We start from the raw sequence: 15,935 nt of genomic DNA, 5'->3' as shown, positions 1-15,935 counted from the left end.
TGAACAATTTCAGACGGCATTTTGTCATTTGACGATTTCGGACAACGGCCAGCGCGGGCGTACATTGAATGCGCCGGCCTCTCTACCCGTTTTCAAATGCATTGCACCTGCAAAAGCAATCATTGCGCCGTTGTCCGTGCAATATGCCATCGGTGGAAAAAATACATTGACCTTTTCCTCGCGGTTTTTCGGCCTGCCTTTTTGCACAGGTTCTTGCACCGACAAGCTGCCGAACGTTTCGCGCAGCTTCCAATTCGCACCAACACCGCCTGCCACAACCAGCGTTCTGAATCCCGTCTGCAACAAGGCCTTTTTCACTTTTGCCGTCAATACGTCCACAACCGCATCCTGAAATGCACGGCAAATGTCGTTACGGGTTTGCTCGGGTATGGTTTCCGAACCGTTTGCCTCGCGCACTTTTTCAACGGCAGTCAAAACAGCGGTTTTCAATCCCGAAAAACTCATCTGCAAATCGTCGGAATGAATCATCGGGCGTGGGAAAATAAAGGCTTCGGGGCTGCCTGATTTGGCAAGTTCGGAAAGCTTTGCGCCACCCGGATACGGCAATCCGAGCAATTTTGCCGTTTTATCGAATGCCTCGCCGGCCGCATCATCGACACTTTCTCCTAGAAGTTCGTAATCGCCGATTCCCCGTACGGCCATAATCTGAGTATGCCCGCCCGAAACCAGCAGGGCGACAAAAGGAAATTCGGGTTTTTCATCCGCCAACAGGGGGGAAAGTAAATGTCCTTCCAAATGATGGACGGGGATAACGGGCTTATCCAGCGCAAAAGCCAGGGCATTGGCGTAACTCGACCCCGCCAGCAACGCACCGCCCAAACCTGGGCCTTGGGTAAAGGCAACTGCATCGACGTCGCCATACGACACTCCGGCTTCCTTCAAGCAACCTTCTGTCAGCGGAACCAATCGTCGTATATGGTCGCGGCTTGCCAATTCCGGCACAACACCGCCATACTCGGCGTGCATTGCCATCTGCGTATGCAAATGATGTGCCAAAAGGCCGCGCTCCGTATCATAAAGCGCGACACCGGTTTCGTCACATGAAGATTCGATTCCTAATACCAACATGATTTAATGCCGTCTGAAAATTGAAGATGTTTTTTAAAGGATTTCCTGTCTATTAAAGAAAATACCGTCTGAAAGGCCTTCTGCACGATTCGGATATCGTTCGTCTATGATGACCTTTCCCGACGGCTTGCCGGCGTTATTTCTTTCACCTCAAACGTCGGCTCTGAAATAATCAACTTTATCCGATAGGCAAGCGGTATCGGCATTCTTTGGCAAATCCGATACGCCAACCATGATGCACTTTCCCCCTGCATCCGGCAGTTTTTCATCTCTCTAATGTATTATTCTGATGATGTTGCCACGATGCCGGTTCTTTATCCCTCACAAGGAATTCATCCGGAACAGAGTTTCCGCTCAAACCCTTAAGATTACAGCGTTCCATAAGAATGCAGGCCGCTCAGGAACATATTGACCCCGATAAAGGCAAAGGCAGTTACAAACAAGCCGATAATTGCCCACCATGCCAACACGCGTCCGCGCCAACCGGCAACCAACCTCAAATGCAGCCACACGGCATAATTCAACCAAACGATAAACGCCCAAGTCTCTTTCGGGTCCCAACTCCAATAACGGCCCCACGCATCTGCCGCCCACAGCGCACCCAAAATGGTCGCAATGGTAAAAAACAAAAAGCCGACGGCAATCGCCTTATACATAACCTCATCAATCAATGCCGACGGCGGCAGCCACGTCTTCCTTCCCTTCTCTTCCGCATTCAAGGAAACCAGTTCGGCAATAGCCAGCATGGCAGAAATACAAAATGCGCCGTAACCGATAAAGTTTGCCGGAACGTGTATCTTCATCCACCAAGATTGCAATGCCGGAATCAGCGGCTGGATGGTATGAGCCTCACGGGATACGCTGTACCATAATACAAAGCCGACGACGACCGCCATAAAACTGAATACGAAACCGCCTAATTTCTGTATGGCGAACTTACCTTCATAATAAAGATACATCAGCGCGGTAATCACCAAAAACAGGATGAAGACTTCATAAAGGTTGGACACGGGAATATGACCTGCATCCGGACGGAGCAGATAGCTTTCGTGCCAACGCACTAAAAGTCCCGTAAACCCCGCCAGTGCCGACACCCACGCAAATACGTTTCCTATACCCAAAAGCGTATTAGTCGGCACATTTTTGACACTTGCCAAAACCGCGCCCGAAATATAGGCAAACAAAGCGAAAAAGACGAATGCGCACTGCCACATAATCGCCGACTGACTGCTTAGGAAATACCGCAGCAAAAATCCTTCTGCCGATTTGATGTTGCCCCCGTACAAACCGACGGCAGCATAAGCAAGCAATATGCACAGTGGCACAAACCAGCGTACAGGTTTGAAAAACCAGCCCAAAAACACGGCAATACCGGCACTTACCCATAAAATAACCGTTTCATATATATCCATACGGACACCGGATAAAGTCTGTACAAAAACCGTACCCGAAAAAACCAGCGCGGCAAACACCCAATCCCAGATATTCAAATTACGGATAAAAGACTTTCGGACCAGCAGTTCGTGTTCAGGAAGGGTTTTATAGTGTTCAGTCATGATTCAAGTCCTTGCCGAGCCGTTGCAGACTCTCGACATGTTTTGGAAATTCCTTCTGCAAATCCCGTTCGCTGCGGGCAGAAGACATGGCAAAACGGATTTTGCCATCTGAAAACAATATCCATGCACGCTTTTCCCGCACATAAAACATGAATACCGTACCTAAAACCAACAATACCGAACCGAGATAGACCAAAAGCGAACCGGGCGAGCGGGTCATCTGCAAACCTGAGGAACGCACTTCCGAAAACCCATCCAGTTGCAGCAGCATTGGGGCGGGATATTCCGTTAATCCCGTGTATGCATCCATACTGTGCAGTAAGAAACGGTTTCGCGCTTCATCCTGCTGCCATTCCGGCAATCCGTATCGGCGGATGGTTTCATCCAAAGCCGCATTCATCACACCATAAAGCATTTCATAAAAATAACCCTGCATTTTCTCCTGCTGCTCTTTCGGAATATTGGTTGTAATAAACTCATCCAATCCCAAATAGCCCTTTCGCGCAAAGATATTCAGCGTATTTTCTGCCGCCAGTATAAACTGTTCCCTGATTTCGGCAGGCGCGTCTTTAGTGGCATCAGATACCAGGCGCTTCAGCCCTTCCCCATCTTTCAAAAACTCGCGCAATGCCATGAAAGTGTCCGCTTTCCCTTGTTTGTCCAAAGGAATACGCAGCCAACGGTATTGCTGTTGCAAACCGCTGCGCGTGCCGGTAATCCAAAAATAATCCTGTTCCTGCAAAACCGGCAGCATATAGTTTTTATATTCGACCGCCTGCCCTGCCGCATCACGAATGCGGTAAACAATGGAAGGACCGATATTGGTGTATTTCTTACCTTCCTGAGAGACGGCACGGACATCATTCAAGGTGGAATTCAGACTTTTTTCCCGTTTCCCGTCCTCACTCATGTCCTCCACGTTCATCGAAGTAAACTGATCAAATTCAAGACGGTATTTATGCCTGCCGATATCCAGCGGGAACTGCCGCATAGACGTCGCCTTCAATACAACAGGTTCTCGCGAGGCATCACCCAGATTCCACGCCTTAAATGTCAAATCCGAACCGCCATCCGCAAAGCTTGCCTGATAAATGGTAATACCGTGCAATGTCAGCGGATGATTGACCCGGATAGTCCGCTCAAGTTTCTTGCCGGTAGCCTTATCCGTCACCTCAATATCGCTGGCAAAATCTCGCGGCATTCCGGTATTGTAAAAATCAATATGAAATTTTTTTAACTTAACTTCAAAAGGCAGATCCTGAACCAGCATTCCGTTGTCAGCATTCAGGAAAACTACGTCTGCACTTTGCCCTTCGGAAATACTGACATTCCCCCTAAATGACAAATTAGCAGCCCCCAAAATACTTTCGGGTTTGAAATCCTTAGCATAAACCGCCTGATTATCTGGGACAATCCGTCCGGTCAGCATACCCAGCTTCAACAGCAGGTTGCTGTCTATCAGACCGCCCAAACAAATGACAATCAAAGCAATATGGGCAAAGATATAGCCCCATTTGTTCATCGTGCCTTTTTTAGCTGCAATCAAAACCGAACCGTCTTCACGGTTAATGGTTTTTCCCTGAAAACCTTGTACTTCCAGATACCGTTTGGCAACATCAGGCGCAATTTTTACATCCAGCAGCGAAGAGTGGCGCATTGCCGCCAGAGATTTTTCCTTAACCTTTTCCCGGAAAGACTTCATTTCACGCCAAAACGGCGGAACGTTACGGATTAAACACAAGCTGGTAGAAACCACCAGAAACATCATTATGACGACAAACCATGCCGAAGCATAGACATCGTACAAACCCAAAAAATCAAAAATCCGAGTCCAAAACGGACCGAATTTGACCAGGTAATCTGTTTGCAACTGATTTTGCTGCAAAACCGTACCGATTACTGACGCAATACCCAACAGGCTGAGCAGAGCGACAGCAAAACGCATCGAACTGAAAAAAGCGAACCACGGATGTAAAAGAAGCGGGGTAGATCTACGGGATTTACTCATTGTGTGTTTCTTCCGCAATCAGGAATATAGAAGACGGAATCGGACAATAAAGGACACTGCTCCGATTCTACTGTCTTGATGCCTTTTATTTCAAGACTATAAAGATGGTTTATATCAATCCCAACAAATGCGATTTAGAAAACTTATCGCAAAATTGTCTGAAGCCGTCTGAAAACCTTTTCAGACGGCTTCTGAAGCAGACTCTTGGATAATTAATGCAAACCCTGGATAAAGTTAGCAACTGCTTTTAAATCTTCTTCGGACATTCGGTTTGCAATATCCGCCATAATGGCATTTTTGCGCTGACCGGATTTATAAGCGTTCATCTGGTCGATAATATATGCCTGATGTTGTCCTCCCAAGCGCGGATAAGCCTGAATCTCACTTCCACCCCCGGGCATACCCGCACCACTCGGACCGTGGCAGGACATACAAGCAGGTAATTTTTTCTCACTCAAACCGCCGCGGTAAATTTTTGCGCCCAATTCGGGATTTTCCTTAGGATTTGCCTCACCGGATTTCGGCTGCTGTTTGGCATAGAATGTGGATACATTCAAAATATCCTGATCGCTCAAATTCATTACCATTGGCTTCATCACAGCTGCCGAACCGTGGGTGCGTTTGCCGTCACGGATACCGATAGTTTGATGATAGATGTAAGCAGTATGCTGTGCCGCCAAACGCGGATACATAGCAATGCCGCTGTTACCGTCTGCTGCATGGCAAGCCGCACAAACCGTTGCGGCAACCTGCTTGCCTTTTTCCACGTCCGCTTTGGGAGATGCGGAAACCGCACCGGCAGCCAAAACAAAGGCCAATAAAGTCAATCGTTTCATGGAGTGCTCCTGATTACAGCATTGGATAATGCAACAATGCTCTTTTTATATTCAAATACGGGATTTTTAATCCGATTAAAACCGATGATTCTGTAAACGTGTTATTCTATACTAAATTTACATTAAATTACTACTCTGTTTCATATAAAACCAACCGCATATTTTTGCTGTCGGTCAAACGGCGGCAGAAAACAAGGATATGCCCATGAATCTTTTTCAAAACGCCAAGTTCTTCACAACGGTCAACCACCTTAAAGACCTGCCCGACACCCCTCTCGAAATTGCCTTCGTCGGCAGGAGCAATGCCGGAAAATCCAGTGCTATCAACACCCTGACAAACCATGTCCGCCTCGCTTATGTTTCCAAGACACCCGGACGGACGCAACATATCAACTTCTTCGAGCTTCAAAACGGTAATTTCCTGGTTGACCTGCCCGGCTACGGTTATGCACAAGTTCCGGAAGCAATACGGACTCACTGGGTCAAGCTGCTTGGCGATTATCTCCAACAACGCAAACAGTTGATAGGCCTGATTTTGATTATGGATGCACGTCATCCTCTAAAAGAACTCGACATACGTATGTTGGATTTTTTCCACACCACAGGCCGACCGGTTCACATCCTGCTTTCAAAAGCCGACAAGTTATCCAAAAACGAACAGATTAAAACCCTGTCCCAAGTTAAAAAACTGCTCAAGCCCTACTCTGAAAGGCAGAACATCAGCGTACAGCTGTTTTCCAGCCTGAAAAAACAAGGTTTGGAAGAAGTAAACCAAACAGTTGGAAGCTGGTTTGCTGCAACAGATGTTGCCTTATCCCTTTCGGTAGAAGACTGAACCCATTATACGGAAAATGTATTTACCCCACTTGACCAACCGCAAACATTTAAAAAATTACCTTCCCTAAATATAAAATGCCGTCTGAAAACCTTTTCAGACGGCATTGTCTACAACCTTTAAAACAGGGAATCCAGTTGCGGCTGTTTGGAGCCCGTATTACTTGGCAGTACAGGGGTTTCCTGTACATCTTGACGTACTTCGTCAGCCACTCCGCGTTCAACGTCTTCAGCCCCCACCTCTTTATCCTCCCTAATCCGACGGGAGGGTTGCGCTGCGATACCACTGTTATCTACAACCAAACCCGGATCGGTTACCATGCGTTCCTTCATATAGTATTCACCATTACTGCTGACTACCCCTTCAGGCACTTTCATTCCTTTACCCTGTCCGCCCTTCAGTGCAAAACGCATATAGTCTACCCAAACCGGCACGGCAATCGTGCCGCCATAACCGGCACGCCCCATACTCTTAGGCTTGTCAAAACCAATATATACGGCAGTAACCACATCAGGATTAAAACCGACAAACCACGCATCCTTGTTATCATTGGTTGTACCTGTTTTACCGGCAATATCCGACCTACCCAACGCGGCCGCCCCCCTTGCTGTACCGACGCGGACGACATCCTGCATAATCTTATACATAATATAGGCATTGCGCGGATCAATTGCCTGAGGTGCATTTTGCCCAGCCACCAAGGGTTGCATTTGCGCACGCAACCTGCCGTCACTGTCATAAATTTTATCGATTACATGCGAAGAGACCCTATACCCCCCGTTTGCAAACACACTATAAGCCTCCGCTATCTTCAAAGGAGTCGTCTCGCCCGTACCTAAAGCCATAGAAAGACTGGCCGGCAGTTCAGACGGTTTAAAGCCGAAACGCTGGATATATTGCTGCGCATAACCCACGCCGATAGACATCAGAATACGGATAGAAACCATATTTTTAGAAGCAGTCAATGCCTGCCTCAAAGTAATGTAGCCCGAATATCTGCCGTCTGAATTTTTAGGCGTCCAAACCGAACCGTTTGCACCTTTTCCAGGCAGGGAAATTGGGGCATCGTTAACCATTGTGGAGGCAGTCATACCCTTAGATAAAGCTGCCGAATAAACAAATGGCTTAAATGTAGAACCCGGCTGCCGCATAGCCTGAGCAGCACGGTTGAATGTTTTACTATGGAAATCATAACCGCCGACCAGCGCACGAACCGCACCCGTTTTGGCATCAAGTGAAACCAATGCTCCTTGCAAGAGCGGCTCTTGAACTACCACCCAACGCCCGCCATTGTTCCTAACACGTATAACCGAACCCCTACGGATACGGTTCTCTCCCATTTTTTCATTATTGACCGCACGGGCTGCAAAACCTAAGGAACGACCGTCAAGCGTAACCCGCTTACCACTGGGCAACTGTATGACGACATTTTTCCTTTTAGTCACATCCAATACGACGGCAGGAACCATTTTATCGACGGTATAAAGTCCCGAAAGATATTGACTGACAGTCTCTTCAACATCTTCTCCTTTGCTCAAATCAATATAGCTTTCTGCACCGCGATAACTGCTGCCGCGATCAAAATTCCGCAACGCTTTGCGCAACGCCTCTGTCGCTACTTTCTGATGATCGGTACGTACCGTCGTATAAACCTTAAAGCCCTGCGTATAAGCGTCTTCACCATACTTCTCATACAATTCCTGACGCACCATTTCTGCAACATATAGAGCGCTCTGATCAATTTTCTGAACAAACCGCTCATAATGCAGTTCCTCATTCAACGCCTGATCGCGCTGTTGCAAGGTAATCATCTTTTCCTCAAGCATGTTGTTCAAAATATACTTTTGACGCAACTTGGCACGTTCCGGATTAACAATCGGGTTATAGGCAGACGGAGCCTTAGGCAGCCCCGCCAGCATAGCAGCTTCCGCCAGAGTTAACTCTCTGACATCTTTATTAAAATAGATTTGCGCGGCAGACGCGAAACCATAAGCGCGCTGACCCAAGTAAATTTGATTGAAATACAGCTCAAGGATTTTATCCTTACTCAAAGACTGCTCGATTTTATAAGCAAGCAACGCCTCATTGAACTTCCGCGTAAATGTCTTTTCACTGCTCAAATAAAAATTCTTCGCCACCTGCTGCGTAATCGTGCTTGCACCCGACTGCACCCCGCCGGCCACAATATTGCCAACAACCGCCCTTGCGACACCCCAAACATCCACGCCCCAATGCTGATAAAACCGTTTATCCTCGGCAGCAATAACCGCATTCCTCAATACCTCGGGGAAATCGCCGATTTTTGTAAATTCTCGCCGTTGCTCCCCGTATATACCGATAACCTCTCCATCTGCCGAATAAATAGTTAACGGCATTTTGGGCTGATAATGTTGCAATGAGTCTAAGGAAGGCAATTTCGGATACGTTACCAAAATAGCAATTGCAACCAATCCGACGCCAAACACACACAATCCCAAAACCAACCCAAAACAGGTTGTTACAATCTTTTTAATCATAATTGAAATGATAATTTACCATTATTAGTATTAAATAAAGTAAAATAGCAACCGATTTCTACAAAGCACAGTGTTAGTGTGCAAAGAACAAGAAATCCATTACGGATACCGAAACGGTTACTCACTGTACAAATAACGCAGGAATCTTCATTATGCGCTTGTTTAAAAGCTTGAAAACCCCTAAAAAAACAGATGCCAAGCTCCCTAAGAAATCTTCGGGATTCAATAATCATGCAGCAATCGGCATTGATATCGACCAGTATTCTATCAAAATGGTTCAATTGTCAGGACGTAGTTTAAACCAAATTCAGCTGGAAAAATACGTCATCGTCAAATTACCAAAGAATATCGTCCAAGACAATAAAATTCAAAACCACGGCCAATTTGTTACATATTTGCAACAGGCGTATGTCAAACTGAACAGCACATGCAAAAATATTATCGCTGCTATTCCACAAAATCTGGCAACGACAGAACAATTGACCTACACAACAAAAGATACAGATTTGGACTTGGAAGAATTTGTAGAATCCGCCATCTCTGAAATAAGTTCCTTAGAGGAAGTCAATTACGACTATCAGGTTCTAACCCCTCCTTCTGCCAATCAGACCATTTTAGCCGTAGCATCAAGAAAAGATGATATCGAACCGCTAATTGAAGCTTTTAACGAAGCTGGTATGAAATTATCTGCACTTGATGTAGATATTTTTGGGCAGTACAACGCCTATACCCTATGGATAAATAACTTTAATCCGGAACTTACTGGAGAAAAAGTTGCCATTTTCGGCGTATATGCGACACAAACCTATGCCTTAGTCATTCAAAACGGTAAAATCCTGTATAAACAGGAGACCCCTATCAGCGAGAAACAGCTCAACCAACTCATCCAACGCACCTATCAGGTAACAGAGGAAAAAGCCGAAGAAATCATTAACTCCCCGCAAAAACCTTCTGATTACCAAGAAACTGTGGCTGTTCATTTCAACCAGCAAATTACCCAAGAAATACAAAGGGTTTTGCAGTTCTATTACACTACGCAAACTGCGGATGATATGACTAATATCAAACACATCCTGCTAACAGGTGCGGCAACACGCCAAAAAGGTATTGCACAAACCATAGCCTCTCAAACGAACGCAGAGGTACAGTGTATCCATCCTGCAAGCTATTTTGCAGACAACCTCAAAATAGATAAAAAACAATTCGAACTTGATGCGCCTATATTAACTACAGCGTTCGGTTTAGCTGCACGGGGACTATAACTATGAATAATCTAATTAAAATTAACCTTCTTCCCTACAGGGAGGAAATCAACAGGCGTAAACAGCAACAATTCAAAACACTTATGTATGGTGCCGTATTAATTGGCTTCGCTTCCATTGCGGGGGCTTACCTGTTTATTGACAACATGACCAATAACCAGCTGGAGAGGAATACCCTTCTAGAAACCTCTATCGCGCACTTAGACAGTGAATTGACTGAAATCCAAAAACTAAAACAAGAGAAAGATGCTTTCCTGCTTAAGAAAAATAAAATTGAGGAGCTTCAACTCAAACGCCTCCAAGCAGCAAAAATCCTTGACAGTCTAAACGAAACCATCCCTGACAATACCTATCTGACTTCACTGGAGGCCGTCACTGCCGACTCTTACCGACTGAACGGCAGAACGTCCAGTGACAACCGTGTTGCCAATATGATGAGGGCTATGCCGAATACAGGTATATTTAACCAACCGGAATTGTTAAGTATTAAGAAAAACAATTCATACCAAGAATTTACTCTGCAAGCAACATTAAACCCCATCGTAAAGGCTTCTGAGACTGCAAAGAACCCTGCTCCGGAAAATACACAGGAGACAAACTAAATGGCTTCCAAATCAATGAAAAATTTAGATTTCAACAATCTTTATCTACTCAACCTCCCCTCAAAGCTGTTTATAGTCCTAATAATTATTGCTGCCATGCTGGGATTGGGTTACATCGGCTTATTCAAAAATCAGATTGAATCCCTGGAAGAGTATAAAGCAAAAGAGGTTGAGCTGAAAAATACCTATAAACAGAAAAGTATTGATGCAGCCAGTCTAAACAACCTGAGAGATGAACTGGCCGCCATCCATTCTGCTTTTAACATCATGCTGAAACAATTGCCGACCGATGCTGAAATTCCTAATTTGGTACAAGAACTTCACCAAGCAGGCTCAAGCAACGGACTGCGTTTGGACAGTGTTATGCCGCAACCACCCGTTGATGACGGTCCTATAAAAAGACTGCCCTACTCTATTTCCATTACAGGAAATTACGATCAAATCAGCCAATTTACCCGCGATGTAGGCAGTTTATCCCGAATTATTACCCTTGAATCGCTGAAAATTGTTCAATCTGCAGAAAATGGAGATAATTCAGACGGCAAAAGCAGCATACTAAATTTAAGTGCCATTGCTACAACTTATAAAGCAAAATCCGTAGAAGAACTTGCCGCAGAAGCCGCACAACAGCAGGCTGATAAAGCAGCACAAGATACTGAACAAAAATAACTTATGTTAGGGAAACCATGAAACACTATGCCTTACTCATCAGCTTTCTGGCTCTCTCCGCATGTTCCCAAGGTTCCGAAGACCTAAACGAATGGATGGCGCAGACACAACGTAAAGCCAAAGCAGAAATCATACCTTTCCAAGCACCCACCCTCCCGGTTGCACCAGTATATAACCCGCCCCAACCCACAGGGTTCAACGCGTTCGATTTCCGCCGGATGGAGACCGTAAAAAAAGGAGGAAATGCTCCAGATACAAACCGTGTTAAAGAAACACTGGAAAAATTCAGTTTAGAAAATATGCGTTATGTCGGTATATTAAAATCTAAACAAAAAGTATCCGGCTTTATCGAAGTCGAAGGTTATGTCTATACTGTCGGTGTTGGAAACTATTTAGGACAAAATTACGGTAGAATCCAAAATATTACCGAAAACAGTATCATCTTGAACGAATTGATAGAAGACAGCACAGGCAACTGGGTCTCCCGCAAAGCAGAACTGCCACTGCAACCTTCCGACAAAAATACCGATACCGAACAAACGGCAGCATCTGCCAATGAGCAAAATTAAGAAGGGGATTATTCCAAATGAATACAAAACTGACGAAAATTATTTCCGGTCTGTTTATCGCAACCGCAGCCTTTCAGACGGCATCAGCAGGAAACATCACAGATATTAAGGTTTCTTCCTTACCCAATAAACAAAAAATCATCAAAGTCAGCTTTGATAAAGAGGTTGTGAGCCCTACCGGTTTTGTAACCTCCTCGCCTGCGCGTATTGCTTTAGACTTTGAACAAACCGGCATTTCTATGGATCAACAGGTTCTTGAATATGCAGATTCCCTGTTAAACAAAATTAGTGCTGCTCAAAACAGCAACCGTGCACGCCTGGTTCTTAATTTAAACAAACCAGGCCAGTACAATACCGAAGTACGAGGAAACGAAGTTTGGATTCTTATTAATGAGTCTTCCGATACCACATCAGCTCCTGTACGTGCACCCGTACAAACCATGCCGCGAACACAACCTTCCTCTCCGTTCAGCGAATCTGTAGTATCCGTATCCGCACCGTTTAGTCCTGCCGCAACGCAACAAACGGCTGCAATGCCGACAAAACAAACCAATATCGACTTCCGCAAAGACAGTAAGAACGCAGGTATAGTCGAATTGGCTGCCTTAGGTTTTTCCGGACAACCCGACATCCGCCAACAACGCGACCGAGTAATCATTACTCTGAAAAACCACACCCTGACAACTGCACAACAACGCAGCCTGGACGTGGCAGACTTCAAAACACCGGTACAAAACGTTACACTGAAACGTATTAACAACGATACCCAACTCATTATCAAAATGACCGGCAATTGGGAATTTATCAACAAATCCGCATCTGCAGGACGTTTTACCTTTCAAATTCTACCTAAAAAACAAAACATTGAATCTAATGGTTTAAACAACGCACCCAAAGTCTTCAAAGGCAGAAAAATCTCCCTTGACTTCCAAGATGTCGAAGTTCGCACCATCTTGCAAATTTTAGCAAAAGAATCAGGTACCAATATCGTTGCCAGCGATACTGTCAACGGTAAAATGACCCTCTCCCTTAAAGACGTACCTTGGGATCAGGCCCTGGATCTGGTTATGCAGGCACGTAATCTGGATATGCGCCAGCAAGGAAATATTATCAACATCGCACCCCGCGACGAGCTGCTTGCCAAAGATAAAGCCTTCCTACAAGCAGAAAAAGAAATTGCCGAACTCGGTTCCCTCTATTCTCAGAACTTCCAATTAAAATATAAAAATGTGGAAGAGTTCCGCAAAATCCTCCGCTTGGACGAAATTGACACTAATAACACACGCAATACGCTTCTAAGCAACCGGGGCAGTGCATTGATTGACCCTGCCACCAACACCCTGATTGTTACCGACACCCGCAGCGTCATTGAGAAATTCCGCAAACTGATTGACGAATTGGACGTACCTGCGCAACAAGTCATGATTGAAGCGCGTATCGTTGAAGCAACCGACGGTTTCGCACGCGACTTAGGTGTAAAATTCGGTTACGGAGGTACCGAACGACAAACCGCATGGGGATTCAACTCCGGAAGCGGTGGGATTTCTGCAGCGAATAACGGCGGAACAGGCGGCAATATCGGAACATCCAGCGGACGTTGGTCGGTCAACACCAATATCAACCTGCCGGTTGCCGCTGCCGCAAACAGCATCGCACTGGTACGCGCACTTTCGTCCGGTGCCCTGAACTTGGAGCTGTCAGCATCTGAACAACTTTCCAAAACCAAAACGCTTGCCAATCCGCGCGTGCTGACCCAAAACCGTCAGGAAGCCAAAATCGAATCAGGTACGGAAATTCCCTACCAAGATACTTCGACATCAGGTAACAACACCACCACGACTACAACCTTCAAAAAAGCCGTATTGGGCTTGGTTGTTACCCCGAATATCACGCCTGACGGTCAAATCATCATGAATGTCAAAATCAATAAAGACACTCCGATTGACTGCCGTGTGAAAAACGAAGCAACCAAATGTATCCAAACCAAAAATCTGGATACTCAAGCAATGGTTGAAAACGGCGGCACATTGATTGTCGGCGGCATTTATGAAGAAGAAAACGGTAATACGCTGACCAAAATCCCCTTGTTGGGCGATATTCCCGTCATCGGCAACCTGTTCAAAACGCGCCAAAACAGCCAAAGCCGTCGCGAACTGCTGATTTTCATTACTCCGAGAATCATGGATACGGTCGGCAGCAACCTGCGCTATTAATCCGTAAACGTAAAAAAGGGCATATGTTTTGCAGCATATGCCTTTTTTTATCTGAAATCCAACACCCGTCAAAATACCGCCTGAAACTGAATTCCCATCCCGATACACCTTAAGCCCCTACCAGTCCTGCCAATATCGTATAAAATTACGCCATGAAAAATTTTACCGACAAACTTATCCTCATCGGGCTGATGGGTGCTGGCAAAACCACCCTGGGCAGACAGGTTGCCCGCTCCCTAAATTACTGCTTTTACGACTGCGACCATGAAGTTTCGGCAGCCGCCGGCGTTTCCATCCCCACCATATTTGAAATGGAAGGAGAACAGGGATTCCGTTCACGCGAAACCACCATGCTTAAAAAGCTGGTTATCCTGCCCAATATCGTCCTATCCACCGGTGGCGGTGCCGTTTTAAAAGAAGAAAACCGCAATCTAATCCGCAAAAGCGGAACGGTCGTTTATCTGCACGCGCAACCTGAAACGCTACTCGAACGGACGCGCTGCGACAGTAACCGCCCCCTTTTACAAGTTGCCGATCCCTTAGGCAGATTGCGCGAACTCTACGCCGCACGCGACCCGCTTTACAGGCAAACCGCCGATTTCACCGTCGAATCGGGAAACTGCCGGCAAACCATACAAACCCTGCTCAACCTTTTATCCGAATAAAAAACCGACGCATGAAAACACTGAACGTACACGCACCTTCGCACACCTACCCTATCTTTATCGGCAACGGACTCATACGGCAGGCCGGCAGCCTGCTCCAACCGTATCTTGGCAGGCGTGCCGCCATCATTACCAATAAAACCGTTGCCCCGCTTTATCTCCATACGCTTCAGACGGCATTAGACGAGGCAGGCATTCCCCATTTCAGCATTATCCTGCCTGACGGGGAAATATATAAAAATTGGCAGACGCTCAACCTTATTTTTGACGGACTGATTCAAAACCGCGCCGAACGCAAAACCACGCTGATTGCGCTGGGCGGCGGCGTTATCGGCGACATGGTCGGCTTTGCCGCCGCCACCTACCAGCGCGGTGCCCCATTCATTCAAATACCGACTACGCTGTTAAGCCAGGTTGACTCATCGGTTGGCGGCAAAACTGCCATCAACCACCCGCTCGGTAAAAATATGATCGGCGCGTTTTACCAGCCGCAGGCGGTGCTTGCTGACTTGGATACGCTGCACACCCTGCCCGTCCGCGAATTGTCCGCCGGTATGGCGGAAGTCATCAAATACGGTGCGCTCGGCGACATCGGTTTTTTCGAATGGCTCGAACAAAACATATCCGGACTGATGACGCTCGACAAAGGAAAACTCGCCGAAGCCGTGTACCGTTGCTGCCAAATGAAGGCAGACATCGTCGCACAGGACGAGACCGAACAAGGCATACGCGCATGGCTCAACCTCGGACACACCTTCGGACACGCCATTGAAACCGAGATGGGTTACGGCACTTGGCTGCATGGAGAAGCCGTCGCCGCCGGCTGTGTTTTAGCCGGGCGTTTGTCCGAACAACTGGGCAACACCTCCGCCGCAGATACCGCACGGCTTGCCGCCCTGTTCGAAGCCGCCAAACTGCCGTCCGCACCGCCCGTGTTCCCATTCGAAAAATGGCTCGAACATATGAGCCACGATAAAAAAGTCAGCGGCGGCGTGATGCGCTTCATCGGATTAAAGAGGCTGGGCGAAGCCGTCATTACCGAAATCACTGATACGGACATTCTCCGGCGCACCCTGCAACCCTATCTCTGATTCCCGATAATAATGCCGTCTGAA

At 46.5% G+C, this 15,935-nt stretch carries 12 protein-coding genes and 2 pseudogenes; 9 read left to right on the top strand and 5 right to left on the bottom strand.

The window, feature by feature from the left end; translation table 11 throughout:
- Nucleotides 1–24: 24 nt before the first annotated feature.
- The 4 genes from tsaD to DQM57_RS00780 all read right to left on the bottom strand — a co-directional run bounded on the left by tsaD (nt 25) and on the right by DQM57_RS00780 (nt 5,489).
- Entirely contained in the window at nt 25–1,089 is a 1,065-nt protein-coding gene (tsaD, locus tag DQM57_RS00800) for a tRNA (adenosine(37)-N6)-threonylcarbamoyltransferase complex transferase subunit TsaD (RefSeq protein ID WP_111726318.1), read from the bottom strand.
- Nucleotides 1,090–1,457: 368 nt separating this feature from the next.
- A complete protein-coding gene (gene ccsB, locus DQM57_RS00795; RefSeq protein WP_111726316.1) occupies nt 1,458–2,645 on the bottom strand; it encodes a c-type cytochrome biogenesis protein CcsB in 1,188 nt (395 codons plus the stop codon).
- The gene (locus tag DQM57_RS00790; RefSeq protein ID WP_167395577.1) at nt 2,638–4,590 is read right to left on the bottom strand and encodes a cytochrome c biogenesis protein ResB; all 1,953 of its coding nucleotides are present in this window, start codon (nt 4,588–4,590) and stop codon (nt 2,638–2,640) included. The genes ccsB and DQM57_RS00790 overlap by 8 nt, the downstream gene beginning before the upstream one ends.
- 275 nt (nt 4,591–4,865) lie before the next feature.
- Nucleotides 4,866–5,489, bottom strand: coding sequence for a c-type cytochrome (locus DQM57_RS00780; protein WP_111726312.1), 624 nt, complete (start codon nt 5,487–5,489; stop codon nt 4,866–4,868).
- Nucleotides 5,490–5,694: 205 nt separating this feature from the next.
- Here DQM57_RS00780 and yihA point away from each other — a divergent pair, with 205 nt between their 5' ends.
- Nucleotides 5,695–6,324, top strand: a complete 630-nt coding sequence (yihA, locus tag DQM57_RS00775) for a ribosome biogenesis GTP-binding protein YihA/YsxC (protein WP_039854198.1) — start codon at nt 5,695–5,697, stop codon at nt 6,322–6,324.
- A 119-nt stretch (nt 6,325–6,443) separates the two neighbouring features.
- Here yihA and DQM57_RS00770 read toward each other — a convergent pair whose 3' ends face one another.
- Nucleotides 6,444–8,840 carry a penicillin-binding protein 1A gene (locus DQM57_RS00770; protein WP_111726310.1) on the bottom strand — a complete coding sequence of 799 codons (2,397 nt, stop codon included), beginning with the start codon at nt 8,838–8,840 and terminating at the stop codon, nt 6,444–6,446.
- Between the two features lie 152 nt (nt 8,841–8,992).
- Between DQM57_RS00770 and pilM the strand changes: the two genes are divergently transcribed.
- The 8 genes and pseudogenes from pilM (at nt 8,993) to aroB (ending at nt 15,911) form a co-directional block, all read left to right on the top strand.
- Nucleotides 8,993–10,102 carry a type IV pilus biogenesis protein PilM gene (gene pilM / locus DQM57_RS00765; RefSeq protein WP_107959811.1) on the top strand — a complete coding sequence of 370 codons (1,110 nt, stop codon included), beginning with the start codon at nt 8,993–8,995 and terminating at the stop codon, nt 10,100–10,102.
- Nucleotides 10,103–10,104: 2 nt separating this feature from the next.
- Complete coding sequence (locus DQM57_RS00760; RefSeq protein WP_108043408.1) at nt 10,105–10,704, top strand: PilN domain-containing protein; 600 nt, start codon at nt 10,105–10,107, stop codon at nt 10,702–10,704.
- On the top strand, nt 10,705–11,373 hold the full coding sequence (locus DQM57_RS00755; RefSeq protein WP_111726308.1) for a type IV pilus inner membrane component PilO: 669 nt from the start codon (nt 10,705–10,707) through the stop codon (nt 11,371–11,373). It begins immediately after the preceding gene.
- A gap of 17 nt (nt 11,374–11,390) precedes the next feature.
- Nucleotides 11,391–11,942, top strand: coding sequence for a pilus assembly protein PilP (locus DQM57_RS00750; protein ID WP_108043410.1), 552 nt, complete (start codon nt 11,391–11,393; stop codon nt 11,940–11,942).
- Nucleotides 11,943–11,959: 17 nt separating this feature from the next.
- Nucleotides 11,960–12,361: pseudogene (locus DQM57_RS10045) on the top strand (AMIN domain-containing protein); the annotation flags it as partial.
- Between the two features lie 39 nt (nt 12,362–12,400).
- Nucleotides 12,401–14,155 (top strand): annotated as a pseudogene (locus tag DQM57_RS00745) (type IV pilus secretin PilQ); the annotation flags it as partial.
- Between the two features lie 152 nt (nt 14,156–14,307).
- Nucleotides 14,308–14,820, top strand: coding sequence for a shikimate kinase (locus tag DQM57_RS00740; RefSeq protein WP_111726304.1), 513 nt, complete (start codon nt 14,308–14,310; stop codon nt 14,818–14,820).
- A gap of 11 nt (nt 14,821–14,831) precedes the next feature.
- Nucleotides 14,832–15,911, top strand: coding sequence for a 3-dehydroquinate synthase (gene aroB, locus DQM57_RS00735; protein ID WP_111726302.1), 1,080 nt, complete (start codon nt 14,832–14,834; stop codon nt 15,909–15,911).
- Nucleotides 15,912–15,935 lie beyond the last annotated feature (24 nt).

This window comes from Neisseria cinerea, assembly GCF_900475315.1.
In the GTDB taxonomy this organism is placed as follows: Bacteria; Pseudomonadota; Gammaproteobacteria; order Burkholderiales; family Neisseriaceae; genus Neisseria; species Neisseria cinerea.
Note: the sequence above shows the minus strand (reverse complement) of the source record. Positions and strands in the feature narration are given on the sequence as shown.